This is a genomic window from Bradyrhizobium sp. 190, assembly GCF_023073415.1.
Taxonomy (GTDB): Bacteria; Pseudomonadota; Alphaproteobacteria; order Rhizobiales; family Xanthobacteraceae; genus Bradyrhizobium.
The window spans coordinates 138,436-164,588 of the sequence record NZ_JADPJL010000068.1 but is presented as its reverse complement, the minus strand read 5'-3'; the positions used below and the strand labels follow the sequence as shown (position 1 = coordinate 164,588).

Genomic DNA, 26,153 nt, shown 5'->3' with positions numbered 1-26,153 from the left:
GACACTAGGTGAAGATTACCAGACGCAACTTGCTTGCGGCGTCGGCCGCGTTCGCGGTGACGCCGGTGCTGGCGCAGCCGGCAAAGAACATGACCCTGGTGGTGCCGTTCCCGCCGGGAGGCTCCACCGACGCGCTGGCGCGGCTATTGCAGTCTCACCTGCAGACCAGGCTCGGCCGGACCGTGCTGGTGGAGAACAAGTCCGGCGCGGCCGGCTCGCTCGGCGCCGTGCAGGTCGCCAAGAGCGCGCCTGACGGCGCGACGTTTCTGGTGACCTTCGACTCGCACGCGGTCATCCCCTCGATCCTCGAAAAGCCGGGGCTGGATGTCGAGAAGGATCTGGTACCGGTGTTTCTCGTGGGCACCGCGCCTTACGTCCTCGCCGCGAACGCCGAGCGGCCATACAAGACCTTTGCCGACGTGGTCGCGGCGTGCAAGGCAAGTCCCGGTGCGGTGAAATACGCCTCCGTCGGCATCGGCACGCTCGGTCATCTCGCGATGACGGTGCTGGGCAAGAAAGCCGGCGTTGAGATCACGCATGTGCCCTACCGCGGCGGCGGCCCGGCGATGAACGATGTGCTCGGCGGCCATGTCGATCTGATCATCGGGTCGGCGGCGCTGATCACGGCGCAACTCGGCACCGACAAGCTGCGTCCCATCCTGCAATTGGGGCGCGAGCGGATGGCTGCGCTCAAGGACACCCAGACCGCGATCGAGGCAGGCTTCCCGGATTTCGAGACGCTGGCCTGGTGGGGCGTTTTCGCTCCCAAGGACACGCCGCCTGACGTCATCGCCAGCATGGCGAAATCGGTGAAGGAGATTCTGAGCGAGCCGGCGGTGGCCTCGCAATTGCGCGAGACGCAGCAGATGACGCTGCTGCTCGCCGACGGCAAGGAGTTCTCGACGTTCTTCGCCAAGCAGGTCAGCATCTGGGGCCAGGTCGTGCGGGAGAACAACATCAAGGCGTAGCGGTGAAAATCCTGATGCCCTCCGGCTGTGTTGCCGCGGCAACATGGCGCGAGCCGAATCAGCGCTACCTTGAACCGGTATGGCCGCAAACAAGGTAACGGCGGTACACGGGGCTGAACAAGCTGCAACTGGAGCCGTCTGTGGACGGCTCCTTTTTGGCTCTTGCGATCCTGTCTTCACGATCTTTCGACCCGGAACCGTAGCTTCCGTGCGACCGAAGAGGCGGTCTGGAGGGCTGGCGATGACGCGCGCCCTTTGATATGAAGCTTCCAAGTACCTGCCTATCCAGCAGGTCCGCGGTCCCGTAGCTCAGCCGGATAGAGCGACGGTTTCCTAAACCGTAGGTCGCATGTTCGAGTCATGCCGGGATCGCCAGCCCTGAAGGGCACTGAGTCCAATCAAGGCCGGTCCTAACCGCGCTTCGGATAGATTTGCAGGAACGCCATCGTGGTGTCCCGCGCCCGCCGCGCGATTTCGCCGGCGCTCGGGCGATCGGTCACCTGAAGCAGCAGGCCGGTCATCAGGTCGCCCGAGAGCAGGCCTAAAAACTTTTCGGTCATCGCGTCGGGATCGCCAACGACAAGCCCGGCTGATTTGGCATTCGCCATGATCGCTCGCAATGCATCGCGCGTGGGTTTGCGCGCGATCGATTCCAGCGCTTGCGCGACTTTTGGTGCGTGCACGGTTTCGGATATGGCCAACCGGAACACCGCGACGACGACCGGATCGGTCGTTTCCGTGAGAAGCCTTGTTCCAAAAGCGATAAGCACCTTGGCCAGGATTTCCCTGTCGCGTAGTTCGGGAAGATCGGCCGGCGCTTTCAGCCGCCGGGCGCGCTCGGTGATGCAGGCGACCAGCATCGCTTCCTTGTTGCCGAACAGCGCGTAAAGCTCGCGTTTCGAAACCCGCGCCCGCGTTGCAATCTCCAGCGTGCTGGTCTGCGCATAGCCGCCCTCCATGAACGCCGAAAGGGCCGCGCCGAGGATCCGCTTCCGGGTCTCGGTCCCATCGGCTTCCTCCTCGCGCGCCTTCATCCTTGGACTCATCGCCTGATTTTTCCACTTGACTTGGTACTATGTAGTACCATATTTCGATTTACGCGGTACCGGATCGTACCAAAATGAGCCCGGATGTAAAGGATGGAAGATCATGAACAGACGCCAGCTATTGGCTGCGGCACTGACGCCGCTCGCATGGCGGGTTGCCTCTGACGTGCTCCCATCCAACGCATTTGCTGCAACTGCGGAGCGCGATGGAAAAATGAGCAAGACAACGCAACGCATCATCGAATGCAACGGAATCCACATCAACATCGCCGAGCAGGGCGAGGGGCCGCTGGTACTGCTGGTGCACGGTTTTCCTGAATCCTGGTTCTCGTGGCGGCATCAGATCGACGCCCTCGCGGCCGCCGGTTTCCGTGTTGTCGCCCCCGACTTGCGTGGTTACGGCAAGAGCGACGCGCCGCAGGCGATCGACCAGTACACGATCCTGCATCTCACAGGCGACATGGTCGGCATTCTCGATGCCCTGGGCGCGGCGACCGCCGTCATCGTCGGTCATGATTGGGGCGCCAGCGTCGCCTGGCAGGCAGCTCTCATGCGGCCCGACCGCTTCAGGGCGGTGGCAGCGCTCAGCGTGCCGCTCCGGCCGCGCGGTAAGGTGCGGCCGACAAGCCTCATGCCCCGCACGGAGCATGCGCAATTCTATCAGCTCTATTTCCAGGAGCCGGGGCCGGCGGAGGCGGAGTTCGAGCGCGATCCACGCGCGACCATTCGCAACATGCTGTTCGGGGCGTCCGGCGATGGCGTGGCCGCGGCCCGCGCGGCCGCCACTGCCGGCGGGCCCGCACCGAACCTCGGCATGGTGCCGAAGGGCGGCGGATTCTTGCAAGGACCCGGCGCGCCGAAAATCCTGCCGTCCTGGCTAGCCGAAAGCGACATCGACTTTTACGGCGAAGAGTTCAAGCGCAGCGGCTTCCGTGGCGCGCTCAATTACTACCGCAACATCGACCGCAACTGGGAAATCACGGGCGCGATGGCCGGCCTGCAGGTAACGGTACCGGCGCTCTATGTCGCGGGCGATCGCGACTTCGTGGTCTCCTTCCCCGGCATGGACCAATTGCTCGCAAACCTGAAGAGCTTCGTTCCCGGCTTGCGCAAGATCCAGATGCTTCCCGGTTGCGGTCACTGGACGCAGCAGGAGCGGCCGAACGAGGTCAGCGCCGCGCTCGTCGAATTCATTCGAGCGCTGCCGAGCCGCTCATGACAACGCTGACGGCCCAGGAACCCTCGTCGCCAGGAAACGAAGCGGTGAGGGTCAAGCAGACGGCGATGCTCGGCGGCCCGATCCTGCCGACGCTCCTGAAGCTCGCGTTGCCGACCGTCGTGGTGCTGGTCGTGCAAACGCTTGTCGGGGTGGCGGAGACCTATTTCGTCAGCTTCCTGGGAACGGAGGCCCTTGCCGGCGTCAGCCTGGTGTTCCCCATCTTCATGCTGATGCAGATGATGTCGAATGGCGGCATCGGCGGCGGCGTCGCATCGTCGATCGCGCGTGCGATGGGTGCAGGCAAGGTGGCAGAGGCCGAGGCGCTCGCATTGAACGCCCTGGTTCTTGCCGTTGTATTTGGCGTCATCTTTGCAGGAGCCGAATGGCTGTTTGGCGAGGCTGTCTACCGGTTGCTCGGCGGTCAGGCGGGAGCCCTCGGCGCGGCCCTCGAATATGGCCACGTCATCTTCTTCGGCGCGGTCTTTGTCTGGATCGTCAGCCTTCTGGCGGCGGCCCTTCGCGGCGCCGGCAACATGGTCGTGCCGGCGGTGGTCATTCTGCTCGGCGTGTTCGTGCTGCTTCCGCTTTCGCCGGCGCTGATTTTCGGCTGGGGTCCTTTTCCCCGGCTGGGAGTGGCGGGAGCCGGGCTCGCTGTCGTCGTCTATTATCTCGCCGCGGCGATCGTGTTGATCGTCTACATGCGTTCCGCCCGCGCTTCGTTGCACTTGCCCTTCGACGCTACGCTCATCACGTGGCGGCTGCTCGGCGATATCCTTCGCGTCGGCGGATTGTCGGCCATCGGCACCATCCAGGCCAATTTGACGGTGGTGTTGGTTACGGGCGCGGTCGGGCTGTTCGGCACGGACGCCATCGCAGGCTACCGAATCGCTTCGCGACTCGATTACATCCAGATCCCGCTGCTGTTTGCGCTTGGCAGTGCGGCGCTCACCATGGTCGGGGTGAATATCGGGGCCGGTCAGGTCAGGAGGGCAGAACGCATCGCGTGGGTCGCCGCGTTCTTCGCGGCCGGTGTTACCGGGATCCTCGGACTTTTCGTGGCACTGTTTCCCCATGCCTGGCTGACGCTGTTCAGCAGCAATGCCGAGGTGCTTGCTGCCGGCTCGCTCTATTTCCGTACCGTGGCGCCGTTCTACGGGATATCGGGTCTTGGGATGCTGCTGTATTTCGCTGGGCAAGGGGCAGGTCGCGTGATGTGGCCGGTTCTCGGTGGAACCGTCCGGCTACTCATCGCGGCAGGGCTCGGCTGGATCATTGTCGTCGATCTTGGCGGAGGATTGCGGGAGCTCTTCATGGCAGGTGCCGCCGGCTCGATCGTTTCCGCTGCCATTGTCGCAGGCGCCCTTTGGCTTCGCGGCTGGGGCCCGGCCGGGGAGGTTTCGAAATAGTTTTCGGCATGCGGCGGCTTCGCTTGCTGCGGCTCGCGATCTCGCGTCTTACGCGCCCTTTTCCAGCAGCGCCTTGAAATCCGCCCGTGCGCGTTGCGCTTCGCGCTTGGCGGTCTCGGAGGCCTCGCCGAGGCCGAAATAGCCGTGGATCAGGCCGAGGCCGTCGTAATAGCTGGTCGGAACGCCGGCGGCGGCGAGCGCGTCGGCGTAGGCCTTGCCCTCGTCGCGGAGCGGATCGAACCACGCGGTCGCGACGATCGCAGGCGCAACGTCTGCGAGATTTTTGGCGCGCAGCGGCGATACGCGCCAATCCGTGCCGTGGGTCTTGTCGGCGAGGTAATGGCCGCAAAACCATTCCATGGTGGCGCGGGTGAGGAAGTAGCCTTCCGCGTTCTCGCTGCGCGAGGGAAAGCGCGCGTTCTCTTTCGCATCCGCGAAATTTCCGGCGACGTCGGTGACGGGATAGACCAGCAGTTGCGCCGCCAGTTTGATGCCGGCGTCGCGGCAGGCGATCGCGGTGGTGGCCGCCAGATTGCCGCCGGCGCTGTCACCGGCCACGCCGACGCGCGTCTCGTCGCCGCCGAATTCGGCGATGCGCGCGATGACGTCTTTCGTTGCTGCGAAGGCATCTTCAAAGGCGCCGGGAAACCGCACCTCGGGCGGGCGGCGATAATCGACGGAGACGACGACCGCGCCGGTCTCGATCGCAAGCCAGCGCGCCTGCCGGTCATGGGTGTCAAGATCGCCCGCGACCCAGCCGCCGCCGTGGAAGAACACCACCGTTGGTGATTGCTCGCTCAAGGTCCGGTAGGCCCGCGCGTTGAGGAAGCCGGCGGCGCCTTTCACCTTGATGTCCTCCGCGCTCGTCACCGGCGGTGGCGGAACCGCCGCGCGCGCGGCCGCCAGCGCGCGTAGTGCCTCGCGCGCGCTCTGCGGCGTCATCGTCGTGGGATCGCGCAGCGGCAACAGCGGAATGATCTGGGCGACGACGGGATCGAGCGGTGTAACCATGCGGGGTGCCTCATTCCGGAACAAGACGACAGCATAGGTAACGGGCGCGGCCGCCGCAATCGTAGCGTTTGGCCAGAGCAGACCGGTCGACTTCCTTCAATTGATAATGAGTCCTGCAAGCAGATGCGCAGGCGCGCGTTGATGGAATCGTGCTCCGTTTACTTTTCATTATCCGTAAACGGGCGTGCGCGGGGAACGGGCGGGCGGGCCGCTCATTACTCCTTACCAGAGGAGTGGTGCGATGGATCAAATTGCCGGAGTGGATCGGGCGCTCGACGAAATGCTGGTGCAACTCGGCGGGATGGTCCTGAGGCTGTCCAGTCCGCAGGTGACGCGGACCGCCGAAGAGCGGCGCGCGCTGGCGTGTTCGGTCAACCAATATTCGGTGTGTGCGGCGCGCTCGGGCGATCCGCGCGTGCACCAGCTCAAGGCCGAGCTGGAAGAGACGATCAAGCCGCACTTGCGGCTGGTTGCCAGCCGGTAACGCGACCACGCCTTCACACCACAGGCACGCGCCGTGCGGCGACTGCGGCGGGCGAGATTACCTCGATGTCGAGCGGTACGCGCCATCGCTCGGTGAGCCGCACGCGCGGTGCTTCGTTGCCGATATCGGCGCCTTCCATGACGAAGCCCTCGAAGCCGTTGGTCATGACCTCGTTGCACTTCTGAACATAGATAGGGAAGCCGCCGATATAGGGCATGAAGACGCGCGGGCGTCCGGGGATATTGGCGCCGACGTACCACGAGCTGCAGGTCGAGCGCAGCGAGATATTCGATACCTCGTTGACATGCTCGACCCACTCATCCTCGTATGCCTGCACCGGTTCGACGGTCGCTGCGCCAATGTCGCGCATGTGCGCCATGCAGTCCGCCATCCAGTCGACATGCTGCTCGATTGCCTGGATCATGCTCGCCAGTACCGACGGACTGCCCGGCCCGGTGATGGTGAAGAGATTGGGAAAGCCCGCTGTCGCCACGCCGAGATAGGCGCGGGGGCCGGCCCGCCATTTGTCCGCCAGCGTCCAGCCATTGCGGCCCGTGATCGCGATCCTGTCGAACGATCCCGTCATTGCCGCAAAGCCGGTCGCGCAGACGATGGTGTCGAGCGGATATTCCGTACCGTTCACTTCGATGCCGTCGGCCGTGAAGCGCTCGATCGGTGTTTTCGACACGTCTACCAGCTTCACGTGAGGTAAATTGTAGGTCTCGAAATATCCGGTATCGACGCACAGCCGCTTGCAGCCGAACACGTTATGGGGGCACAGCCGCTCGGCGGTGACCGGATCCTTGACGATGGAGCGGATCTTGTCGCGCGCGAATTCGGCGATGGTGTCGTTGGCAGCTTTCTCGAACAGCAGGTCGCCAAAGGCACCCAGGAAAGGCAGCCCGCCGCGTTGCCAGGCTTCTTCATATTGCCGCGTGCGCTCCTCCGGTGCGGCTTCGAGCGCGGGCTTCATGTTGAACGGGAAATAGAAGCCGGTCGGCCGTGCGCGGGCTTTGGCGCGCAGGGCGGGGTAGTCGGCCTTGATCGTGTTGCGGTACTCCGGCGTCAACTTCGTGTTCCAGGCCGGCACGGAGTAGGTCGCGGTGCGCTGAAATACCGTCAGCGCAGATGCCTGCTGCGCAATGATCGGGATCGACTGGATCGCCGATGAACCGGTGCCGATGACACCGACGCGAAGTCCGGTGAACTCCACCCCTTCATGCGGCCATTCGCCGGTGTGATAGATCGGGCCCTGAAAATCCTCGCGGCCACTGAAGGGCACATGGTTGGCAGCCGAGAGACATCCGACGGCCATGATGCAGAATTTGGCCGATACCTTGTCGCCGCGATCGGTCTCGATACGCCAGCATTTTGCGGTCTCGTCGAAGGTCGCCGCCGTGACGCGCGTGTCGAACAGGATATGCCGGCGCAGGTCGAAGCGATCGGCGACGTGGTTGGCGTAGGTCAGAATCTCCGGCTGAGGCGCGTATTTCTCCGACCAGTCCCATTGCTGGTCGAGCTCCTCGGAGAACGAAAAGGAATATTGCATGCTTTCGACGTCGCATCGCGCGCCGGGATAGCGGTTCCAGTACCAGGTGCCGCCGACGCCCCCGCCGGCCTCGTAGACCCGCGCGGTGAAGCCGAGTTCGCGAAGGCGATGCAGCATGTACATCCCGGCGAAGCCGGCGCCGACAATGACGGCGTCGAAGGCTGCGCCGGCTTCCGGCGCACGTTGCGGCTGGTCTTGCGTCGCGGGAGGCATGTGGCTTTCCCAGGATGAACCGTTTCCAGTCGCGCGCCCGCACCGCTCCTGTTGCCGGCGGCGCTTCATTCGCTCGCGATCATGCCTGCTAGAACAGCGTAAAGCGCATTGACGGTCAATCGTGCCGGCGCGATCCTGGCCCCGCGGTTACGCGGACCTGACATGCACGCGGGGCACCGTGATCTTCGGTTGCGGAAAATCCCTAGAGCGTCTTGAGGTATTCGATCAGCGCCTTTCGATCGTCCGCCGACAGGGCCGGCCCGATCACGCCTTTGATTTCCTTGTCCTTGTTATAGTCCTTCCTGAATTCGTGGCCTCTGTTCGAGTTTCCGCGAATGGAAGTGTCGAATACGAAACCGTTGGTGATCGGGTCGGTCTTGTAACCGAGCTTCACGGGGTCGTATTCGCGGCTGCCGAGATAGAATGTCGGCGGCCTTTTCTCGGGATCCCCAAGCAGATCATCGATGGTCGGCACCGAACCGTTGTGCAAATAGGGCGGCGTCGCCCATACGCCGTTCAGCGGACGAACCTTGTAGGCAAGCTCACCCCGGAGTTCGTTCGGCATATATCCGTCGATCCGCTTCCGCTCCGCGGGGTTCACGGGCGGCTTCTTCTGGTCGAAGCCGTAGTTGACCGTCTTCTCGACCAGTTCGCCCAGTGCGAACGCGAAACTGCTGCTCTTGATCCCGAGGTTTTCGGGCACCGCGACCGTTCGGTTCAGCATGTCTGCCGCCTGCGCAGGATCGGTTCCGATATGCGAGATCGGAACATTTTCGACCTTGAGGATCGCCTCGCCGGCCTGGTTCTTGGTCCACCAGTCCTTGTTGTTGAAATCGTAGAACGCTTCGCTCGTTACCGGCGGCCGGTGGCATTCCTGGCAATGGGTCTTGTAGAGTCCGGAACCCTGGGCGGCCAGCTTCTGATCGATCGGCGGCAAAATGTCGGCCGGCCATTTCGGAGATCTCAGGCCCGGAAAGCCATCCTTGGCGTTCGGCTGCGTGTCGCCCTTGATCATCTGCTCCATCTTGAACAGCGCATCCACGTCCACGCTCGATTTATACAGTCCCTTCGACGGATCGATCAGATTGAGCTCCGCCGACACGCCGAGCGACTCGCCGGCGTTGCGCACCATCGGCTGCATGATGGAGCCGTTATACTGCACCCAGTCGAACCACGGCGTGTTCCAGATCCGCGGGTAATGCACCGGCGCGGAGGAGCCGGCATAGTTTTCCGGCTTCTTCAGGTCGATTGAAAACACCTGGTTGCCGATCCGGTTGAGGGCGTCCAGCCGTCCGTAACCTTCCACGATACTCTGGGCGGCGACGCGCTCTTCCAGGTTCTTGACCTGCTTGTACTGATTGAGAACCTGCTCGAGCTGGTTCTTCAGCGTTTCGCGGTCGTCGAGCGTGGCGTCGGGCCCCAGGATGCGCTCGGCGAAGCGGTCGAACCGGCCGGGCCAGTAGCGCGTCAGCAAGAGCGAGATGCCCATGCCCTGCTTCATCGCGAAGAGATTGGTGAGCGCCGGCCCGCCGTCGATGACGACGGCGGTGTCCTTGTAGGTGAAGCTGCCGGTGTGGCAGCCCGCGCAGGTCAGGCCGACGCCGATCATCTCCTTCTTGGTGCGCGGGTTGCGCCATATCGCGCCCGTCGGGTCGAGCATCGGGGTGCCTTTCGCGAACCCGATCGGAAGTGCCTCCTTGCCGGGGATGATGGTATCCGCGATGAAGCCATAGCGGTCGAGATAGGCGCTGTCGCTGAAGAGGCCGACCTTGGTGAACGGCAGCCACGAAATCGTCGGCTGCTCCAGGGCCATGAACCACTCATAGGGGAAGCCGAAGGTCCGCGTTCCCTGGTCGGCGTGATAGAACCAGCTCAATTTGTCCTTGCTGATGCCCTGGTCGAGCCAGACGGTCTTCTTCGGCGTGGGATGCTCCACGATCTTCACGTGCAAATCCTGCCAGAGCTTGGCGATATCGTCCTTGAAGGCGGCATAACCGATGCCGACGATCGCCAGCGCGATCACAATTTTCGCAATCCTCTTGCCACGCATGGCCCGCCCCTTGTCAAAACTGCGCACGTTGCGCGCAATATCCGTCTGTTATCAAAAAACGCCGGAAGGCGAATCACCCTCGGCGTGCGGTTGAGTATGATGCCATCTTATAGTGGCGCTATAGGTCTGTCCATAAATCCGATTCTTCGGGCCGGGACGCGGTCGGCCGGGTCATCGCTCGCCCGGCCTTTTTCAGTATAGAGTCCCGATTATGCAGCAGAGTGTCGGATAGATCACATGAAGGCAGCCGAGGCGGAATTGCTCCCAATTGAGATTGGGCCCAATGAGGCGGTCTCCGGGTTGGTGATGCGGCCGCCGCAATCCCGCGCGTGTTACGTGTTCGCGCACGGGGCCGGTGCCGGCATGACCCATGCGTCGATGGAAACGGTTGCGGCTGGCCTGGCCGAGCGCGGCATTGCGACGCTGCGCTATCAATTTCCCTATATGGAAAAAGGCAGCAAGCGGCCCGATGCGCCCAAGGTCGCCCACGCCGCCGTCCGCGCCGCCGTGCAGGAAGCTGCGCGATGCTGCCCCTCGTTACCACTGATCGCCGGCGGCCGATCGTTCGGCGGGCGGATGACATCGCAGGCGCAGGCGCTTTCTCCCTTGCCCGGCGTGAGAGGGTTGGCGTTTATCGGTTTTCCGCTGCATCCGGCTGGAAAGGCCTCCAGCGACCGCGCCAAGCATCTCGCCGATGTCAAGATCCCGATGCTGTTTCTGCAGGGCACGCGCGACGCACTGGCGGAACTGAGTCTGCTCAAGCCTGTCGTGAAAGGCTTGGGATCGCGGGCGACGCTGCATTTGCTTGATGGCGCCGATCATTCCTTCCATGTGCTGAAGAGCTCGGGGCGGAATGATCGTGAGGTGATGGAAGAGGCGCTGGATGCATCTGCGGCGTGGGTGGACGGCATCGTAGGCTAAGCTTTCTGCTGTCGTCCCTGCGAAAGCAGGGACCCATACGCCGCGGCGGTTATTGTGTGGCGCTGTGGCAATCGCTTTGCCCAAACAACTATGTCCTGTGGTTATGGGTCCCGGCTCGCGCTTCGCTTGGCCGGGACGACGGTGAGAGAGTTGCGCTTCGTTCCATCCCAGCTACGATGCATCCATGACAAAAATCCTGATCGTCAATCCGAACACGACCGTCTCGATGACCGAAACGATCGGCGCCGCCGCACGCGCCGTCGCCGCGCCCGGCACGGAAATATCCGCCGTCACGTCGTCGATGGGGCCGGTCTCGATCGAGGGCTATTACGACGAGGCATTCGCCGTACCCGGCCTGATCCAGGCGCTTCTGAATGCGCCGGACGCCGACGCGGCGATCGTTGCATGTTTCGACGACACCGGCCTCGACGCCGCCCGGACCGCCGCTCGTTTTCCGGTGGTCGGCATCTGCGAGGCGGCGCTGGTGACCGCGGGCCAGATTGCCAAGCGGATCGCCGTCGTCACCACGCTGCCGCGCTCGATCGTGCCGCTGGAAGAGCTGGTGCGTCGCTATGGTTTTGCGGAAAGGGCTGACGTCACCGCCTGCGACGTCGCGGTGCTCGATCTCGACAAGCCCGGCTCGGGTGCGGAAGCGAAGCTGGAAGCCGAGATTTCCCGCGCGCTCGACAAGGGCGCGGAAGCGATCGTGCTGGGCTGCGCGGGCATGGCCGATCTTGCGCTGAAACTGTCGCGGAAGTTTGACGTTCCCGTCGTCGATGGCGTGGCGGCCGCGGTGAAGCAGGCCGAGGCGCTGGCCGGCCTGAAGCTCGTGACGTCACGGCGTGGTTCCTATGCGTCGCCGGGCGTGAAAAAATACGATGGCATCTTGGCGCCGTTCGCGCCGAAATCGTCACGCTGATTGCGGCGCGCCGTAGATCTTGTCACGCAGCCGGCGCATGCCGGTGAGCCAGCGGTCGCGGCTGGACGCCTTGCGCTGCATGTATTCGGCGACCTGTGGGTGCGACAGAATGAGAAAGCGTTCTTCCTCCATCGCCTCGATCACCATGCGCGCCACTTCCGGCGGCTGCAGCACGCCGTCGACCCGCGCGGCGCTCGGGCCGGGCGTCGTCATGCCTGTTTGCACCGATTGCGGGCAGAGCACGGACACACGGATGCCGCGGTCGCCATACTGAATGGCAAGATGTTCGGCGAGCGCGACTGCCGCATTTTTTGTCACGCCATAAGGCATCGAGTTCAGCGAAGCCAGCAGGCCCGCGGCGGACGCGGTGTTGAGCAGATAGCCGGATCCGCGTGCAAGCATGCCCGGCACCAGCGCGCGCGCCGCGAACACATGGCTCATGACATGGACGCGCCAGCTCACGTCCCAATCGGCGTCGGAGGCGGTCTCCTGTCCCTTGCGCGAAAGGCCGGCGTTGGAGAAAAACACGTCGACCGGCCCATACTTGTCTTCGGCCGCGGCGATCAGCGCCTTGATGTCTTCTTCCAGGCCGACATCGGCCGTGATCGCCAAGCCGTCGATGTCGCCGGCGACCTTCGCCAATCTGTCGCGCGAGGTCTTGAGGTCGGCCACGACCACGCCGCGCGCGCCGGCCTCCGCATAGGCGCGCGCCACCGCTTCGCCGATGCCGCTCGCAGCTCCCGTGACGACGCAGACCTTGCCTTTGACATGCATGTTCGGTTCCCCGCTTGTTTCTTTTTCTTGAGTGGGATCGAGAGTGATACGAGCTGCGCTGCGCGGTCAATGCCGGTTTGCGCCGGCGATCAATTTTTTACAAGCACGGCGCACGCCACTGGCGTCAGCTTCGCCACCGTGCGATGACGCGCCGCGAGGGGCAATCAGGATCGGGAGAATTGAAGGATGCTCGAAGTGCGGGATGAGTTGGCTGTGACGGCGCCGCTTGCGGACAAACCGAAGTGGACGAGCGAGGCGGCCTGGTCGCTCTACCGGCTGCCGTTCAACGATCTGCTGTTCCAGGCGCAATCCATTCACCGCCGGCATTCCGATCCCAACCGCGTGCAGCTCAGCAAGCTGCTCAATATCAAGACCGGCGGCTGCCCCGAAGATTGCGGCTATTGCAGCCAGTCGTCGCATCATTCGACGGGGCTTGTCGCCTCGAAGCTGATGGACGTCCAAAAGGTTGTCGCCGAAGCACGCAAAGCCCGAGACGGCGGCGCGACGCGTTACTGCATGGGCGCGGCATGGCGCAATCCGAAACCGCGAGACATGGATGCCATCGTTGAAATGGTCGGCGCGGTGAAAGCGCTCGGGCTCGAGACCTGCATGACGCTGGGAATGCTGGACCGCGACCAGTCGAACCGCCTCAGCGCGGCGGGGCTCGACTACTACAACCACAATATCGATACGTCGGCGCGCTATTATCCGCAGGTGACCTCGACGCGAACGTTTGCCGTTCGCCTCGACACGCTGGAGAATGTCCGGCAATCCGGCATGAAAGTGTGTTGCGGCGGCATCCTCGGCATGGGCGAGGAAGAAACCGACCGCGTCGACATGCTGGTCACGCTTGCGAACCTCGCCGAGCCGCCGGAAAGCGTTCCGATCAACATGCTGATTCCGATCGCCGGCACGCCGCTCGCCGAGGCTGTACCGATCGCGCCGATCGAGTTTGTCCGGATCGTCGCGCTGGCGCGCATCATGATGCCGAAATCATATGTCCGCCTGTCAGCGGGCCGCTCGGCCATGACCGACGAGATGCAGGCGCTGTGCTTCTTTGCCGGGGCGAACTCGATCTTCGTCGGCGACACCTTGCTGACAGCCGGCAATCCGGAGGACGAGGCCGACCGGAAGCTGTTCAAGCGGCTCGGACTGGAGCCGATCTGACGACCGGGTCCGCAACGGCCCGGCCTTCAGCCCTGATAGAGCCCCTTGTCGCGCGCCTGGCGGATCGCGAGCGCCGCCATCATGTCGAGCATCGGCGTCGAAAGTCCGGCGGCGCGCGCGAATGCGGCAGGTGCGCGGACCAGCACGTCGACCTCCATGGCGCGGCCGAGTTCGTAATCCTGCAGGATTGAAGGCTTGTGATCCGGCGCGGGGCCGGAGCGCGCGACGCGCTTGACCTCGGGAAAGCAGCTTCGCGCGACGCTGTTGGCCTCGTCGAGCAGGCGCGGCACGATTTCGGCGAGATCAGGATCGTCGCGCACGGCGCGCGCGGTCTGCCCGGTCAGCAGGCACAGCACCGACATCGACATGTTGGTCAGGAGTTTTGACCAGATCGTCTCCCTGATTTGCGTGACCTCGGGCGACTCGATCGAAGCGTCGTTCAGCGCCGCCCGCAGCCGCGCGACCCGCTCGCTTCGGCGGTCGTCGCATTCGCCGATCAGGAGCCGGTTGCGCTCGGGCGAAAGGTTTGCCACCACGCCGGGTGCGACGACTTCGTTGGACGAAAACACCACGCCGCCAACAATAAGCTGCTTCGGGATGGCCTTGCGCAGGCGACCGTCTGGATCGAGGAACGCCAGATCCGGTACAGGAGGATGTGAAGGGGGAAGTCCGATATCGTACCACCAGGGAATGCCGTTTTGTGCGAACACGACGGCGGTGTCATCGCCGAGCAGAGGTCGGAGGCCGGTGGCAAGACTGGGCAGCCCGGTCGCCTTCAATGTGCAGATGACAACATCCTGCGGTCCCAGCGCGACGGGATTATCGGACGCTTTCACGTGGGCATTGAACTCGGCGCCTCCCACGCGCAGCGTGAGCCCTTTGGCATTCACCGCATCGAGATGCGCACCCCGCATCACGCAGGACACCTCATGCCCCGCGTGCGCGAGCCGGACCGCAAAATGACTGCCGACGGCGCCCGCACCGAAAACGCAAACCCGCATGGCGTGGATGTCCTGAGGAACGATGGCTTGAGTGCCAGTTTCCACAAGCCCGCGCCATTGCGCAACCGGTCATGTCGTTTGCATCGCTGGCATGGCGAAAAATGATAGATCAAATTCCGCAGCCTCGGCATAGTGCCTGATGTAACAACCAACCAAGGGAACGCCGATGAGCGCCAATCCGGTTTTGTGGGATCTCGACGCGCGCGGCGTCGCAACCGTCACGTTGAACCGCCCCGAGGTGAACAACGCCTATGACGCCGGGCTCATCAACGGCGTGCTCGCGGCGATGGATGAACTCGGTAAGAAGCCCAATCTCCGCGTCGTGGTGCTGAAGGGCAACGGCAAGCATTTCCAGGCCGGCGCCGACCTGAAATGGATCAATGGAGTGCGGCCGAAATCGGCGGAAGAAAACGAGGCGGTGTCGCGCGCGACGTTCGAGGCCGTGCAGCGGTTGAATACGCTGCCGATCCCGACGGTGGCGCTGGTGCAGGGCGGCTGCTTCGGCGGCGGCACCGGCGTGATCTCGGCCTGCGATGTCGTGGTCGCCGCCGACAATGCGCTGTTCTCGATCACCGAGGTGCGCTGGGGGCTAACCGCTGCCATCATCATCCCGCAGCTCTGCGACGCCATCGGCGTACGCCAGGTCCGCCGCTACGCGCTGACCGGCGAACGGTTTGGTGCGGAGGAGGCGCGGCGGATCGGGTTGGTGCATGAGGTGGTGCCGGTGACCGAGCTGGAGGCTGCGGGTGCGAAGGTGGTGGAGCAACTGCTTGCCAATGGTCCGGAAGCGCTGGCAGAGACCAAGGCGCTCGCGATGGAAAGCTCGTTCGGCGGCATGGGCGTAGACGACGACGCCTATGCGCGGCTGGTGAAGATGCATTCGGCGCGGCGGCAGACCAGTGAGGCATCAGAAGGGTTGGCGTCGTTTGCGGAGAAGCGGGCGGCGAACTGGGGAGCGGGGAAATAGGTGTCCTACTTGGCACAGACACGTTTGAGACGGCAGTGGCGGATTTGGAAGAGTTTGCTATATTGAAGCCATGACAGCGAAAGATCTTGAGGCGCTCATTGAGCGGGTTCGGCACTGGCCCAAGGAGCGCCAGGAAGACGCGGCGGAAGTCCTGCTCGAAATGGAGCGGCAGGACGCGAGCCGCTATCGTTTGACCGATGCTCAGGCGAAGGAGGTCGCCCGCATCCAGCGCGATATTCGCGATGGAATAGGGACTTTCGCAACTGATGAGCAGATGGCGGCGCTTTGGAAGTCATGCGGCCTGTAAAGCTGCGCTTCACCGCGGAAGCGCGAGAACACATTGCCGCAATTTACAGCTACATCGGAGATCGAAATCCCGTCGCAGCCACGCAGGTGATCGCCCGCATCCGTCTGGCTGCCGAACAGTTGGCTGAATTTCCACGCATGGGACATGTCGGCCGCGTACCGGGCACCCATGAATGGGTGGTGCGTGGCCTGCCCTATATTATTGTCTATCAACTCGATGCTGCCGATACCGACGAGGTGTTGATCCTCGGCATATTTCATGCAGCCCAAGACCGAGAACGGGACTGAAGCCGCGATCACAGGAGCACCACAGCTTGCCATCGAAACGTATCGCCATCGCCGGGCTGGGGGAGATCGGCAAAACCGTGGCGCGCAAGCTGGCGCAAGGTTTGCCAGGCCTTTCGCTCGCGGCGGTCGTGGCAAGGGATCAGGCGAAGGCGCAAGCCTGGCTTGATCGCGAAGGTATCGCCTGCCCGCTGATCTCGCTCCATGAACTGCCCGCCCACGCCGATCTTGTCGTCGAATGCGCACCGGCCGCGATCCTCGATCAGATCTGCCGGCCGATGCTGACCGCAGGCAGGCAGGTCATGGTGCTCAGCGCCAGCGCCTTGCTGCCGCGCCCCGATCTCATCGAACTGGCCAAAGCGCATGGCGGTCAGATCATCGTGCCGACCGGCGCCTTGATCGGCTTCGACGCGGTTTCGGCTGCTGCCGAAGGCACTATCCATTCGGTGCAGATGGTGACGCGCAAGCCGCCCGGAGGTCTCGCCGGCGCGCCCTATCTCGTCGAGAACGGAATTTCGATGGAGGGGCTGACTTCCGCCCTGTGCGTTTTCAAGGGCTCGGCGCGCGACGCGGCCGCGGCCTTTCCGGCCAACGTCAATGTGGTGGCGGCGTTGTCGCTCGCAGGCATCGGCCCCGATCGCACCACGATCGAAATCTGGGCCGATCCGGCCGTGACGCGGAACTGTCATCAGATCAGGGTCGAAGCTGACTCGGCTTCGTTCACGATGTCGATCGAGAACGTCCCGTCGGAGAATCCGAGGACAGGACGCATTACGGCGCTCTCGGTGATCGCGGCGTTGCGCAAGCTGACTTCGCCGCTGCAGGTCGGAACGTAAGCGAGGGCGGTCTGCATCATCCGCGTTTTATAGCGCCGGCGCGAGCGCGCGTTTCAGTTGCTGAAGCAGCGCCTGCACGGCGGCCGCATTGACGCGTCGCTCGGGGATCGTCGCCTTGACCCACAAATCGGGAATCGGGAATTCCGGAAGCACCACCTGCAGCGAGCCGTCGCGCAGCGCGTCGGCCGCGAGATACTGCGAAATGAAAGCAATGCCGTTTCCGGCGATCGCGCTTTTCACCAGCACATGGCCCTCGTTCGAATTCAACAGCGGCCGTACCTGAATGGTGATGCGGCCGCGGGGGCCGTCGAATATCCACTCCGGCCCGGTGGGAAGAAAGCTCAGGCAGCGGTGCTCGACCAGATCGCGCGGGTGCCGCGGCGTGCCGTGTGATTTGAGATATGTGGGCGCTGCGCACAGCAGGCGCTTGAGTGCGCACAAGGGTTCATCGACGACACCCCCGAACGAATGCGGGAATGCGCCGATGGCAACGTCAAAACCTTCCGTGACCGGATCGACCGGCCGGTCAATCAGCACGACTTCCAGTTTCAGCCGCGGATTTTCGGTCTGGAAGGCGCTGAACACATCGGCAAGCCGGGCGATGGTCAGCGATGTCGGCGCCTTGATGCGCAGGTGATCGATCAGATCATGGTCCTTTTCGCCCATGCGCGACAGAAGGTCGCCGACGTCAGCCACCACGCCGCGGGCGCGATGCACATACTGCTGTCCGGCTTCGGTCAATCGCAATTGACGGGTCGATCGATGAAACAGCGCGATGCCGATTTGATCTTCGAGCTGGGTGACGCGCTTTGCCACGACCGAGGTCGAGACTTTCAATTTGCGGGCGGCAGCCGAGAAGCCGGCGGCGTCGGCGGTCGCCAGAAAGGCCTGGAGATTGACGAGCGTATCCATCTACTTTTCTCGATTCGAGAAAGCTGATCGCACAATTTGCCGGATTGTAGTCCGCTTCGCGTTAATTCATAGTCCCGCGAAACAAAAATCATCAGGGATGGGATCGCTGCCGTGTCGGCCAAAACCATTGAAGAACCCGCTCGCCAGATTCCGCTGTACGGCGAATATGAAGTCGCCGTCCTCGGTGGAGGTCCTGCCGGCATCGCCGCCGCGGTGGCTGCCGCGCGCGCGGGCCGCCGTACATTGCTGATCGAGCGTTACGGCTTTCTCGGCGGCATGGGGACGGCCGCAGGCGTGACGAATTTCTGCGGGCTGCACGCCAACGTCCATGGCGAGATGCGCCGGGTGGTGCAGGGCATCGCCTCCGATCTGCTCGCGCGGATCGACCGGCTCGATGGGCTCAACGCGCCGCATCTGATCCTCGGCAAGATCTTTGCGCAGGCCTATGACACGGCGGCCTACAAGATCGCCGCGGATGATTTGCTCGCCGCCCACAAGGTCGACATTCTCTTTCATGCGCTGGGCGCAGGCGTGGTGATGCAGGACGAGAGGCACATCAACGTGCTGATGGTGGAGACCAAGGCCGGGCGTCAGGCGGTGCGCGCCGGCATCTTCATCGACTGCTCGGGCGATGGCGATCTCGCGGCCTGGGCGGGGGCGCCGTTTGAAGTCGGCGACAATGCCGGCAGCATGCTCTATCCCTCGATGATGTTCCGGCTCAATGGCATCGATCCCGAGAAGGCCGGCGAGGCCTGGCGGACGATCCCGGCGCTGATGGAAAAGGCGGAAGCCGCGGGCACGCATCACTTTCCCCGCAAGACCGCGATCATACGGCCGCAGCGGTCGGCGATTGAATGGCGGGTGAATTTTACTCAGCTTGCGCGGGAGGACGGCACGGCGGTCAGCGGGATCGATCCCGAGCAGATGACGCGCGGTGAAATCGAGGGACGGCGGCAGGCGCTGCAGGCGTTCGAATTCCTGCGCACGGTGCCCGGCTTCGAAAAATCCTACATCGTCGATTTGCCGCCGCAGCTCGGCATCCGCGAGACGCGGCGTGTGATCGGCGGCTACATGCTGTCGGGTGAGGACGTGCTCGGCTGCGCTTCTTTCCCGGATTCCATCGGCGTCAATGGCTGGCCGATGGAGCAGCATGTCGCGGGCGATGTGATCTTCAAGTTCCCGCCGATCCCGGAATCGCGCGGCTTCAACGAATTGCCGTATCGCATGCTGGTGCCCGAAGGCATAGACAATCTCCTGATGGCCGGGCGCTGCGCCTCGATGACCCATGACGGCCAGTCGGCAGCGCGGGTCTCCGGCGCCTGCTTTGCGATGGGGGAGGCGGCAGGCACGGCGGCGGCGCTGGCGCTGTCGGGCAATACGATTCCGCGCGACATTGCGGTTGAAAAGTTGCAACAAAGCCTGAAACAACAGGGCGCGTTCATCGGGCGGGATCAGAAGGTGCCCGAGGGGTTGTAGAGCGATGCGTTACGACGGGATGAAATATGCTACGTCGTCCCTGCGAACGCAGGGACCCATAACCACAGGGCTGTGTATTAGCAAAAGTCGTCTGCCCGGGTGCCCAACGAAAGGCCGCGGCGTATGGGTCCCTGCGACGACCCATGTAGATGGGCTATGACAAGAAAAGGCGGAGGGAACGGGATGATGAAGTTTGCACGGCTCGCGCTGGCGGGTCTGTTGGCAGTTGCGGCGGGCGGGATCGCTCGGGCTGAGGACGCGCAAAAGGCCAAAATTGGCGTGCTCCGGCTGTCGTCCTCGGCGCCGGTGTTCATCGCGCAGGACAAGGGTTATTTCCGCGAAGCAGGCCTCGATATCGAACTGAAATTCTTCGACGCGGCGCAGCCGATCGCGGTGGCGACGACCTCTGGCGACGTCGATTTCGGCATCACGGCGTTTACCGCCGGGCTCTACAATCTTGCCGGCAAGGGCACGCTGAAGGTGATCGGCGGCATGAGCCGCGAGAAGGCGGGCTATCCGCTGATCGGCTACTTCGCCAGCAACAACGCCTATGCGGCCGGTCTGAAGACGCCGAAGGACCTGGCGGGCAAGCGCATCGCGGTGACGCAGGTCGGCTCCAGCTTTCATTATTCGCTCGGCCTGCTCGCCGACAAATACGGCTTCAAGCTCGCGGACGTGAAAGTGCTGCCGCTGCAGTCGCTGTCGAATGCCGCGGCGGCGCTCAAGGGCGAAACCGTCGATGCGGCATTGCTGCCGATATCGACCGCGCGGTCGCTGGTGGATTCCGGCGGAGCAAAGTTCCTCGGCTGGGTCGGCGACGAAACACCGTGGCAGTTGGGGGCGGTGTTCGCCTCGCCGAAGACACTGACCAACAAGGCAATGGTGACCAAGCTTCTCGCCGCGCTGGTGCGTGCCGACCGCGAATATCATGACGTGATCCTGGCTTCCGTGAAGGACGGCAAGGCTGATATCAACGACAAGACAAAGCCGTTGCTGGAAATCATCGCAAAATACACCAATTTGCCGCTGGAGCAGGTGGTTGGCAATTGCGCCTATATCGATCCCGAGGGCAAGCTCGACGTCAAGAACGTCGACAACCAGATCGCGTGGCTGCAGGAGCAGGGTTTTGTCGACAAGGGGTTTGCGGCGGACGCGATCATCGCGAAGGAATATGTGAAGGCGGATTGAGGGTGTTCTTACCTCTCCCGCTTGCGGGGGAGGTCGACGCGCTCGTTAGAGCGCGGCGGGTGGGGGAACTCTATCCATTCGGGCGGTATCTGAGGAGACACCCCCACCCCAACCCCGCAAGCGGGAGAGGGAGCGCAGCGGAGCAAGGCTCGAAAGACAAAATGGACCTGATCGCACATCAAATCAGCCACCGCTTCGGCGGGCTCGACGTGCTCGATCGCGTGTCGTTCACGGTTGCCTCCGGCGAGGTGGTCGCGATCGTGGGCCCCTCCGGTTGCGGCAAGAGCACGCTGCTGTCGATCCTTGGCGGGCTGCTGCGGCCAAGCGAGGGAAGGGCGGAGCTGTGCGGTGCGCCGCCGGCCGACAGCCTCAATCCGCTGACCTTTGTGTTCCAGGATTTCGCGCTGCTGCCGTGGTGCACAGTGGAAGCGAATGTCGAATTTCCGCTGGTTCATACCGCGCTTGATGCCGCCGCGCGCCGCGCCGTCGTCGATGACGCGCTGCGTCGGACGGGCTTGTCGGATTTCCGCGGCGCCTATCCAAAACAACTCTCCGGCGGCATGCGCCAGCGCGTCGGCATCGCGCGGGCGCTCGCGGTGCGGCCGGCGATTCTCCTGATGGACGAGCCGCTGTCGGCGCTGGATTCGCAGACCCGCGAATTGCTGATGGAGGATTTCATTCGCCTGCTGGCCGATGGCGCAATGGGCGCGGTCTATGTCACGCATAATCTGGAGGAAGCGGTGCGGCTTGCCGACCGTATCGTGGTGCTGTCGCGCCGTCCGGGGCGCGTCAGGGAGATCGTCGAAATCCCGATGACGCGCGCCGAGCGCGGTGCGATCGATGCGCGCGGCAAGTTGCTGGCGCTGCAGAACGATCTGTGGTCGCTGATCCGCGAGGAGGCGATCGATGCCGAGCGCGAGGTGCAGCATGCTTGAGCGCGCACCGCAGGACGATCCCGCAACCGAAGCCCGGCCGGTCGCCTTTCGCGGTGCCGGCTTTGTACCAAGGGCGGGGCGTTATTCCGGCTGGATCGCGCTCGCGCTTGTCATCGCGCTGTGGCAACTCGCCGGCAGCGCCGGCTGGGTCAATCCGCTGTTCCTGCCGGCGCCTTCAGCGATTGCGGTCGCGATCTACAAGCTCGCGATGTCAGGTGCGCTCTGGCAGCATGTATCGGCTTCGGTCGTTCGCATCGGCAGCGGCTGGCTGCTCGGCACCGTGGCCGGCGTGATCACAGGCTTTGCAATCGGGCTGTCGACGCTGGCGCGCGGCGTCGGCATCACCTTCATCTCGGCGTTGTTTCCGATTCCGAAGATCGCGCTGTTGCCGCTGTTGATCCTCTGGCTCGGGATCGGCGAGGAGCCGAAGATCGCGACCATTGCGCTTGGCGTGTTCTTCTCCACCGCGATCTCGGTCTATAGCGGCGTCGACGCGGTGCCGCGCAACCTGATCCGGATGGCGCAGAGTTTCAATGTGCCGTTCCACGCCATCGTGCGGCGCGTGATCTGGCCGGGCGCGCTGCCCTCGATCCTTGCGGGCTTTCGCATCACGGCGTCAGTCGCGCTGCTGCTCGTCGTCAGCGCCGAAATGATCGGTGCCCAGTTCGGCATCGGCGCCTTCGTGCTGCAGGCCGGCAACCTCATGCAGACCGATCAGTTGCTGGCCGGTGTCGTGATCCTGTCGCTGTTCGGGCTGGCGGTGGGGAAGGCGATCAACGTGCTGGAGGCGCGGTTGCTGCACTGGCGGTGATGCACGTAGGGTGGGCAAAGCGTAGCGTGCCCACCATTGCGCGTGGAGCCACCGGTGGTGGGCACGTCGCTGACGCTCCTTTGCCCACCCTACGGTTCTTGGTACCCCTCACGCATTCCCGCGATCTTCGCGGAACAAATCGAGCTTCTGCTGCACCGGGCGGTCGGAGAACGAGAACAGCACCGCGTCGGTGTCGGCCTCATGCGTGACCCAGTGCCAGCTCGGCACCACGAACAAATCGCGCGCGCCCCATTCAAACGTCTGGTCGCCGATTCTGGTGCGGCCCTTGCCTTCGATCGCCGCGAACACGGTGGCATCGGTCGCGCGATAGCGCGCGGTCTTGAAGCCTTTTGGCAATAGCTGGATGAAGGTGCCGATCGTCGGCATCGCAAAATCGCCGGTCTCGGGATTGGAGAATTTCAGCTTCAGCCCGTGGCAGGCGTCCCATTCGTTGCGCGTCTTGGCCAGCTCCAGCGCCTCGCGGGTGTAGCTGTAGGGATAGTTGAAGATCGGCGAGGTCTTGGATTTGCGCTTCTCGTCGACCGGCAGCAGATTGTGGCCGTAGCGCGCAAAGCTGTCGCCGGCCGGCTTACTGATCTTCTGCTGGTCTTCGTTCGATCCTTCGGCAAAGGAGGCGTCGAAGAATTGCACCATCGGGATGTCGAGCCCGTCGAGCCAGAACATCGGTTCGGATGTTTCGTTGGAATGGTCGTGCCAGGTCATCGAGGGCGTGATGACGAAATCGCCGGGCTCCATCGCGGTGCGCTCGCCGTCGACGGTGGTATGGGCGCCCTTGCCTTCGAGCACGAAGCGCAGCGCCGACTGGCTGTGCCGGTGCGCCGGGGCGACGTCGCCCGGGACCACCATCTGCACGCCGGCAAACAGCGAGGTCGTAACCTTCGACTGGCCGCGCAGGCCGGGGTTTTCCAGCACCAGCACCCGCCGCTCGGCTTCCTTGGCGGTGATCAGCTTGCCGGCTTCGGTCATATAATCGCGGATGGAATCGAACTTCCACAGATGCGGCCGGCAGGCGCTTCGTGGCTCCGGCGTGACGAGATCGCCCAGCACGTTCCACAGCGCGGAAAGATTCTCGCCGTCAATCTTCTTGTAGAACGCCTCGCGTTCCGGGGTCTTCTGCACGGCTTCCATGGTCAGCCTCCCGTCATTCTTTATTGGTTCATGATTGACAGTATACTTACAATATGGGTAGCGTCAATGTCACCCCGCCGGGGCAAAACGATAGAATCCGAGGGAGGTTCCGATGAAGCTGCATGGCTATTTCCGCAGCAGCGCGGCGTACCGGGTACGGATCGCGCTGAACCTCAAGGGTCTTACGGCCCAGCATCTGCCGCATCACCTTCGCAAGGGCGAACAAAGCGCACCCGCCTATCTCGCGATCAACCCGCAGGGGCTGGTGCCCACGCTGGAGGGTGACGACGGTGGTGCGCTGACCCAGTCGCTCGCCATCATTGAATGGCTGGACGAGACCCATCCCAACCCGCCGCTATTGCCAAAGGATCCGCTGCGCCGCGCCAAGGCGCGCGCGTTCGCGCTGGCCATCGCCTGCGACATCCACCCGGTGCAGAATTTGAAGGTTCTGGCCCGGCTGCGCCAGCTCGGCGTGGCCGAGGAAAAAGTGACGGAATGGGCGGCCTGGGCCAATCGCGAGGGCTTGTCCGCCTGTGAAGCGCTGATCAAGGGCGAGAAGGGGCCGTTCTGTTTCGGCGCGGCGCCGACGGTTGCGGACCTTTGCCTGGTACCGCAGCTTGCGAACGCACGGCGCTTCGGCGTCGACGTCGCAGCCTTTCCGCGCCTGCTCGAGGCTGAAGCTGCGGCCAAGGAAATGAAGGCGTTCGCCGACGCCGCGCCGGACAAACAAGCCGATGCCGAGTAAGCCATCACACATCACGATGGATGCGGTCTACACCGCGCCCGGCTACCTGTTCCGGCGCATGCAACAGATCGCGGTCTCGATCTTTGTCGAAGAGTGTAGCGCGTTCGACCTGACGCCGGTGCAGTATGCGGCGCTGGTGGCGATCCACACCCATCCCGGCATCGACGCCACCCGGCTGTCGGCGGTGATCGCGTTCGACCGCTCCACGCTCGGCAACGTGATCGAACGGCTGGAGAGCAAGGCCCTGATCGAGCGCAAGCCCTCGCGCGAGGACAAGCGCGTCAAGCTGCTCCATCTGACCAAGTCAGGTGCAGCCGTGCTGCGCGACATCATGCCGTCGGTGGAACGCGCGCAGCTAAGGATGCTGCAGCCGCTTAAGCCGGCCGACCGCAAGACCCTGCTGGCGCTGCTGACGCAGCTCGTCGATCTCAACAACGAGGCCTCGCGCGTGCCGCTGCGCGCCGAAGACGCGCTCGAACATCTGGGGAAATCGAACTGATGGACGCACGGCCGGTTTTGATCGCAGGTGGCGGAATCGGCGGGCTCGCCGTAGCGCTTGGGCTGGCGCAAAAAGGCATCCGCTCGATCCTGCTGGAAAAAGCCTCGGCGCTCGGCGAAATCGGCGCCGGCATTCAGCTCGGGCCCAACGCGTTCCATGCCTTCGACTATCTCGGCGTCGGCGAGGCGGCGCGTGGTATGGCCGTCTATATCGACCAGCTCCGGCTGATGGATGCGTTGACCGCCGAAGAAATCACCCATGTCGATCTGGGCGATGCGTTTCGCTCGCGCTTCCGCAATCCCTATGCGGTGGTGCATCGCGGCGATCTGCACGGTGTTTTTCTGCGCGCGTGTCAGAATCACGAGTTGATCGAGTTGCGCGTCAGCAGCGAAGTCGTCGGTTTCGATCAGGATGGGTCGTCGGTGACGGCGCGGCTGGTGAATGGAGAGCGTGTCACGGGCCGGCTGCTGATCGGCGCCGATGGCCTATGGTCGAACGTTCGCAAGCAGGTCGTCGCGGACGGGCCGCCGCGGGTGTCCGGCCATACGACCTACCGCTCGGTGATTCCGACCGAACAAATGCCGGAAGACTTGCGCTGGAACGCGGCGACGCTGTGGGCCGGGCCGAAATGCCACATCGTGCATTACCCGCTGTCAGGCTGGAAGGTGTTCAACCTCGTCGTCACCTATCACAATGATGCGCCGGAGCCAGTGGCGGGCCAGCCGGTGTCCGACGAAGAGGTCATGCAGGGCTTCGGGCACATCCACCCGCGTGCGCGGGAGATCATTCGTCACGGCAAAAACTGGCGGCTGTGGGTTTTATGTGACCGCGATCCGGTCGAGCGCTGGATCGACGGCCGCGTCGCGCTGCTCGGCGACGCCGCGCATCCGATGTTGCAATATTTCGCGCAAGGCGCCTGTCAGGCGATGGAGGACGCGGTGTGCCTGTCGCACATGATGGGGCAGCATGACGATTACGCCACCGCACTCGAAGCCTATCGCACGCAGCGTTTCCTGCGCACCGCAAAGGTGCAACTGATGTCCCGCGCCATCGGCGAGCACATCTATCACCCCGCAGGCGGACATGCCCGGCTGCGCAACGAGATCATGAGCGCGAAGACCTCGGAAGAGTGGTACGGCGATCTGGCGTGGCTGTATGGCGGGACGGGGCTGGGCAGCGTAGCAACCGGAAATTCCTCTGTCGTCCCTGCGAACGCAGGGACCCATACCGCGTGATCGATCGATAAGACGCGGTGGCTGACGCTCTGCGTTAATCAACAAGCGCTGCGAGGTTGTCTCCCCGCGTGCCCAGCACAC

At 63.7% G+C, this 26,153-nt stretch carries 26 protein-coding genes and 1 tRNA gene; 19 read left to right on the top strand and 8 right to left on the bottom strand.

Features of this window, described 5'->3' with window-relative positions:
* Positions 1–8 precede the first annotated feature (8 nt).
* On the top strand, positions 9–968 hold the full coding sequence (locus IVB22_RS35865; protein ID WP_247521854.1) for a tripartite tricarboxylate transporter substrate binding protein: 960 nt from the start codon (positions 9–11) through the stop codon (positions 966–968).
* A 298-nt stretch (positions 969–1,266) separates the two neighbouring features.
* Positions 1,267–1,343: transfer RNA gene (locus IVB22_RS35860), tRNA-Arg, on the top strand.
* Between the two features lie 35 nt (positions 1,344–1,378).
* Here the strand turns inward: IVB22_RS35860 and IVB22_RS35855 are convergent.
* Positions 1,379–2,014, bottom strand: coding sequence for a TetR/AcrR family transcriptional regulator (locus tag IVB22_RS35855; protein WP_247521853.1), 636 nt, complete (start codon positions 2,012–2,014; stop codon positions 1,379–1,381).
* Positions 2,015–2,228: 214 nt separating this feature from the next.
* Here IVB22_RS35855 and IVB22_RS35850 point away from each other — a divergent pair, with 214 nt between their 5' ends.
* Positions 2,229–3,233, top strand: a complete 1,005-nt coding sequence (locus tag IVB22_RS35850; protein ID WP_247521852.1) for an alpha/beta fold hydrolase — start codon at positions 2,229–2,231, stop codon at positions 3,231–3,233.
* Positions 3,230–4,639 (top strand): MATE family efflux transporter, encoded by a 1,410-nt coding sequence (locus IVB22_RS35845; RefSeq protein WP_247521851.1) that lies wholly within the window; start codon positions 3,230–3,232, stop codon positions 4,637–4,639. Before IVB22_RS35850 ends, IVB22_RS35845 begins: the two co-directional genes overlap by 4 nt.
* 48 nt (positions 4,640–4,687) lie before the next feature.
* Here the strand turns inward: IVB22_RS35845 and IVB22_RS35840 are convergent, their stop codons facing one another.
* Positions 4,688–5,650 carry an alpha/beta hydrolase gene (locus IVB22_RS35840; RefSeq protein WP_247521850.1) on the bottom strand — a complete coding sequence of 321 codons (963 nt, stop codon included), beginning with the start codon at positions 5,648–5,650 and terminating at the stop codon, positions 4,688–4,690.
* A 241-nt stretch (positions 5,651–5,891) separates the two neighbouring features.
* On the opposite strand from IVB22_RS35840, the gene IVB22_RS35835 reads away from it, so the two are divergent.
* A complete protein-coding gene (locus IVB22_RS35835) occupies positions 5,892–6,134 on the top strand; it encodes a hypothetical protein (protein ID WP_247521849.1) in 243 nt (80 codons plus the stop codon).
* Between the two features lie 13 nt (positions 6,135–6,147).
* Here the strand turns inward: IVB22_RS35835 and IVB22_RS35830 are convergent, their stop codons facing one another.
* Together IVB22_RS35830 and IVB22_RS35825 are read right to left on the bottom strand one after the other, a co-directional pair.
* Positions 6,148–7,896 (bottom strand): NAD(P)/FAD-dependent oxidoreductase, encoded by a 1,749-nt coding sequence (locus IVB22_RS35830; protein ID WP_247521848.1) that lies wholly within the window; start codon positions 7,894–7,896, stop codon positions 6,148–6,150.
* Between the two features lie 202 nt (positions 7,897–8,098).
* Positions 8,099–9,946: a di-heme-cytochrome C peroxidase gene (locus tag IVB22_RS35825; protein ID WP_247521847.1), complete on the bottom strand. Its 1,848-nt coding sequence runs from the start codon at positions 9,944–9,946 to the stop codon at positions 8,099–8,101.
* A gap of 237 nt (positions 9,947–10,183) precedes the next feature.
* Here IVB22_RS35825 and IVB22_RS35820 point away from each other — a divergent pair, with 237 nt between their 5' ends.
* Complete coding sequence (locus IVB22_RS35820) at positions 10,184–10,867, top strand: alpha/beta family hydrolase (RefSeq protein ID WP_247521846.1); 684 nt, start codon at positions 10,184–10,186, stop codon at positions 10,865–10,867.
* A gap of 184 nt (positions 10,868–11,051) precedes the next feature.
* Positions 11,052–11,786, top strand: coding sequence for an aspartate/glutamate racemase family protein (locus IVB22_RS35815; RefSeq protein ID WP_247521845.1), 735 nt, complete (start codon positions 11,052–11,054; stop codon positions 11,784–11,786).
* Here IVB22_RS35815 and IVB22_RS35810 read toward each other — a convergent pair.
* Positions 11,778–12,560 carry an SDR family oxidoreductase gene (locus IVB22_RS35810; RefSeq protein WP_247521844.1) on the bottom strand — a complete coding sequence of 261 codons (783 nt, stop codon included), beginning with the start codon at positions 12,558–12,560 and terminating at the stop codon, positions 11,778–11,780. The genes IVB22_RS35815 and IVB22_RS35810 overlap by 9 nt on opposite strands.
* A 186-nt stretch (positions 12,561–12,746) precedes the next feature.
* On the opposite strand from IVB22_RS35810, the gene bioB reads away from it, so the two are divergent.
* Entirely contained in the window at positions 12,747–13,727 is a 981-nt protein-coding gene (gene bioB / locus IVB22_RS35805) for a biotin synthase BioB (protein WP_247521843.1), read from the top strand.
* A gap of 26 nt (positions 13,728–13,753) precedes the next feature.
* Here bioB and IVB22_RS35800 read toward each other — a convergent pair whose 3' ends face one another.
* Entirely contained in the window at positions 13,754–14,728 is a 975-nt protein-coding gene (locus IVB22_RS35800; RefSeq protein WP_247521842.1) for a ketopantoate reductase family protein, read from the bottom strand.
* Positions 14,729–14,894: 166 nt separating this feature from the next.
* Here IVB22_RS35800 and IVB22_RS35795 point away from each other — a divergent pair, with 166 nt between their 5' ends.
* From IVB22_RS35795 to IVB22_RS35780, 4 genes are all read left to right on the top strand, one after another.
* A complete protein-coding gene (locus IVB22_RS35795) occupies positions 14,895–15,695 on the top strand; it encodes an enoyl-CoA hydratase-related protein (protein WP_247521841.1) in 801 nt (266 codons plus the stop codon).
* A gap of 70 nt (positions 15,696–15,765) precedes the next feature.
* Positions 15,766–16,002: a hypothetical protein gene (locus IVB22_RS35790; protein WP_247521840.1), complete on the top strand. Its 237-nt coding sequence runs from the start codon at positions 15,766–15,768 to the stop codon at positions 16,000–16,002.
* Entirely contained in the window at positions 15,990–16,289 is a 300-nt protein-coding gene (locus IVB22_RS35785) for a type II toxin-antitoxin system RelE/ParE family toxin (protein WP_247521839.1), read from the top strand. The genes IVB22_RS35790 and IVB22_RS35785 overlap by 13 nt, the downstream gene beginning before the upstream one ends.
* Before the next feature lie 26 nt (positions 16,290–16,315).
* Positions 16,316–17,122, top strand: a complete 807-nt coding sequence (locus IVB22_RS35780) for an aspartate dehydrogenase (protein ID WP_247521838.1) — start codon at positions 16,316–16,318, stop codon at positions 17,120–17,122.
* 27 nt (positions 17,123–17,149) lie between these two features.
* Here the strand turns inward: IVB22_RS35780 and IVB22_RS35775 are convergent, their stop codons facing one another.
* On the bottom strand, positions 17,150–18,034 hold the full coding sequence (locus IVB22_RS35775) for a LysR family transcriptional regulator (protein WP_247521837.1): 885 nt from the start codon (positions 18,032–18,034) through the stop codon (positions 17,150–17,152).
* A 111-nt stretch (positions 18,035–18,145) separates the two neighbouring features.
* Between IVB22_RS35775 and IVB22_RS35770 the strand changes: the two genes are divergently transcribed.
* The 4 genes from IVB22_RS35770 to IVB22_RS35755 all read left to right on the top strand — a co-directional run bounded on the left by IVB22_RS35770 (position 18,146) and on the right by IVB22_RS35755 (position 22,444).
* Entirely contained in the window at positions 18,146–19,510 is a 1,365-nt protein-coding gene (locus tag IVB22_RS35770) for an FAD-dependent oxidoreductase (RefSeq protein ID WP_247521836.1), read from the top strand.
* Between the two features lie 183 nt (positions 19,511–19,693).
* Positions 19,694–20,698: an ABC transporter substrate-binding protein gene (locus tag IVB22_RS35765; RefSeq protein ID WP_247521835.1), complete on the top strand. Its 1,005-nt coding sequence runs from the start codon at positions 19,694–19,696 to the stop codon at positions 20,696–20,698.
* A 161-nt stretch (positions 20,699–20,859) separates the two neighbouring features.
* Positions 20,860–21,633 carry an ABC transporter ATP-binding protein gene (locus IVB22_RS35760; protein ID WP_247521834.1) on the top strand — a complete coding sequence of 258 codons (774 nt, stop codon included), beginning with the start codon at positions 20,860–20,862 and terminating at the stop codon, positions 21,631–21,633.
* Positions 21,626–22,444, top strand: coding sequence for an ABC transporter permease (locus IVB22_RS35755; protein ID WP_247521833.1), 819 nt, complete (start codon positions 21,626–21,628; stop codon positions 22,442–22,444). Before IVB22_RS35760 ends, IVB22_RS35755 begins: the two co-directional genes overlap by 8 nt.
* 108 nt (positions 22,445–22,552) lie before the next feature.
* Here IVB22_RS35755 and gtdA read toward each other — a convergent pair whose 3' ends face one another.
* On the bottom strand, positions 22,553–23,593 hold the full coding sequence (gene gtdA / locus IVB22_RS35750) for a gentisate 1,2-dioxygenase (RefSeq protein ID WP_247521832.1): 1,041 nt from the start codon (positions 23,591–23,593) through the stop codon (positions 22,553–22,555).
* A gap of 112 nt (positions 23,594–23,705) precedes the next feature.
* Between gtdA and maiA the strand changes: the two genes are divergently transcribed.
* The 3 genes from maiA to IVB22_RS35735 are packed head-to-tail and all read left to right on the top strand — an operon-like array spanning position 23,706 to position 26,072.
* Complete coding sequence (gene maiA / locus IVB22_RS35745; protein ID WP_247521831.1) at positions 23,706–24,338, top strand: maleylacetoacetate isomerase; 633 nt, start codon at positions 23,706–23,708, stop codon at positions 24,336–24,338.
* Positions 24,328–24,837, top strand: a complete 510-nt coding sequence (locus IVB22_RS35740; protein WP_247521830.1) for a MarR family winged helix-turn-helix transcriptional regulator — start codon at positions 24,328–24,330, stop codon at positions 24,835–24,837. Before maiA ends, IVB22_RS35740 begins: the two co-directional genes overlap by 11 nt.
* Complete coding sequence (locus tag IVB22_RS35735) at positions 24,837–26,072, top strand: 3-hydroxybenzoate 6-monooxygenase (protein WP_247521829.1); 1,236 nt, start codon at positions 24,837–24,839, stop codon at positions 26,070–26,072. Before IVB22_RS35740 ends, IVB22_RS35735 begins: the two co-directional genes overlap by 1 nt.
* The last annotated feature ends 81 nt before the right edge of the window (positions 26,073–26,153 follow it).

Excerpts from the sequence above, each read along its gene's own strand:
- IVB22_RS35855 (WP_247521853.1), bottom strand. The coding sequence starts at position 2,014 with ATGAGTCCAAGGATGAAGGCGCGCGAGGAGGAAGCCGATGGGACCGAG.
- IVB22_RS35850 (WP_247521852.1), top strand. The coding sequence starts at position 2,229 with ATGAGCAAGACAACGCAACGCATCATCGAATGCAACGGAATCCACATC.
- IVB22_RS35845 (WP_247521851.1), top strand. The coding sequence starts at position 3,230 with ATGACAACGCTGACGGCCCAGGAACCCTCGTCGCCAGGAAACGAAGCG.
- IVB22_RS35840 (WP_247521850.1), bottom strand. The coding sequence starts at position 5,650 with ATGGTTACACCGCTCGATCCCGTCGTCGCCCAGATCATTCCGCTGTTG.
- IVB22_RS35835 (WP_247521849.1), top strand. The coding sequence starts at position 5,892 with ATGGATCAAATTGCCGGAGTGGATCGGGCGCTCGACGAAATGCTGGTG.
- IVB22_RS35830 (WP_247521848.1), bottom strand. The coding sequence starts at position 7,896 with ATGCCTCCCGCGACGCAAGACCAGCCGCAACGTGCGCCGGAAGCCGGC.
- IVB22_RS35825 (WP_247521847.1), bottom strand. The coding sequence starts at position 9,946 with ATGCGTGGCAAGAGGATTGCGAAAATTGTGATCGCGCTGGCGATCGTC.
- IVB22_RS35820 (WP_247521846.1), top strand. The coding sequence starts at position 10,184 with ATGAAGGCAGCCGAGGCGGAATTGCTCCCAATTGAGATTGGGCCCAAT.
- IVB22_RS35815 (WP_247521845.1), top strand. The coding sequence starts at position 11,052 with ATGACAAAAATCCTGATCGTCAATCCGAACACGACCGTCTCGATGACC.
- IVB22_RS35810 (WP_247521844.1), bottom strand. The coding sequence starts at position 12,560 with ATGCATGTCAAAGGCAAGGTCTGCGTCGTCACGGGAGCTGCGAGCGGC.
- bioB (WP_247521843.1), top strand. The coding sequence starts at position 12,747 with ATGCTCGAAGTGCGGGATGAGTTGGCTGTGACGGCGCCGCTTGCGGAC.
- IVB22_RS35800 (WP_247521842.1), bottom strand. The coding sequence starts at position 14,728 with ATGCGGGTTTGCGTTTTCGGTGCGGGCGCCGTCGGCAGTCATTTTGCG.
- IVB22_RS35795 (WP_247521841.1), top strand. The coding sequence starts at position 14,895 with ATGAGCGCCAATCCGGTTTTGTGGGATCTCGACGCGCGCGGCGTCGCA.
- IVB22_RS35790 (WP_247521840.1), top strand. The coding sequence starts at position 15,766 with ATGACAGCGAAAGATCTTGAGGCGCTCATTGAGCGGGTTCGGCACTGG.
- IVB22_RS35785 (WP_247521839.1), top strand. The coding sequence starts at position 15,990 with ATGCGGCCTGTAAAGCTGCGCTTCACCGCGGAAGCGCGAGAACACATT.
- IVB22_RS35775 (WP_247521837.1), bottom strand. The coding sequence starts at position 18,034 with ATGGATACGCTCGTCAATCTCCAGGCCTTTCTGGCGACCGCCGACGCC.
- IVB22_RS35765 (WP_247521835.1), top strand. The coding sequence starts at position 19,694 with ATGATGAAGTTTGCACGGCTCGCGCTGGCGGGTCTGTTGGCAGTTGCG.
- IVB22_RS35760 (WP_247521834.1), top strand. The coding sequence starts at position 20,860 with ATGGACCTGATCGCACATCAAATCAGCCACCGCTTCGGCGGGCTCGAC.
- IVB22_RS35755 (WP_247521833.1), top strand. The coding sequence starts at position 21,626 with ATGCTTGAGCGCGCACCGCAGGACGATCCCGCAACCGAAGCCCGGCCG.
- gtdA (WP_247521832.1), bottom strand. The coding sequence starts at position 23,593 with ATGGAAGCCGTGCAGAAGACCCCGGAACGCGAGGCGTTCTACAAGAAG.
- maiA (WP_247521831.1), top strand. The coding sequence starts at position 23,706 with ATGAAGCTGCATGGCTATTTCCGCAGCAGCGCGGCGTACCGGGTACGG.
- IVB22_RS35740 (WP_247521830.1), top strand. The coding sequence starts at position 24,328 with ATGCCGAGTAAGCCATCACACATCACGATGGATGCGGTCTACACCGCG.
- IVB22_RS35735 (WP_247521829.1), top strand. The coding sequence starts at position 24,837 with ATGGACGCACGGCCGGTTTTGATCGCAGGTGGCGGAATCGGCGGGCTC.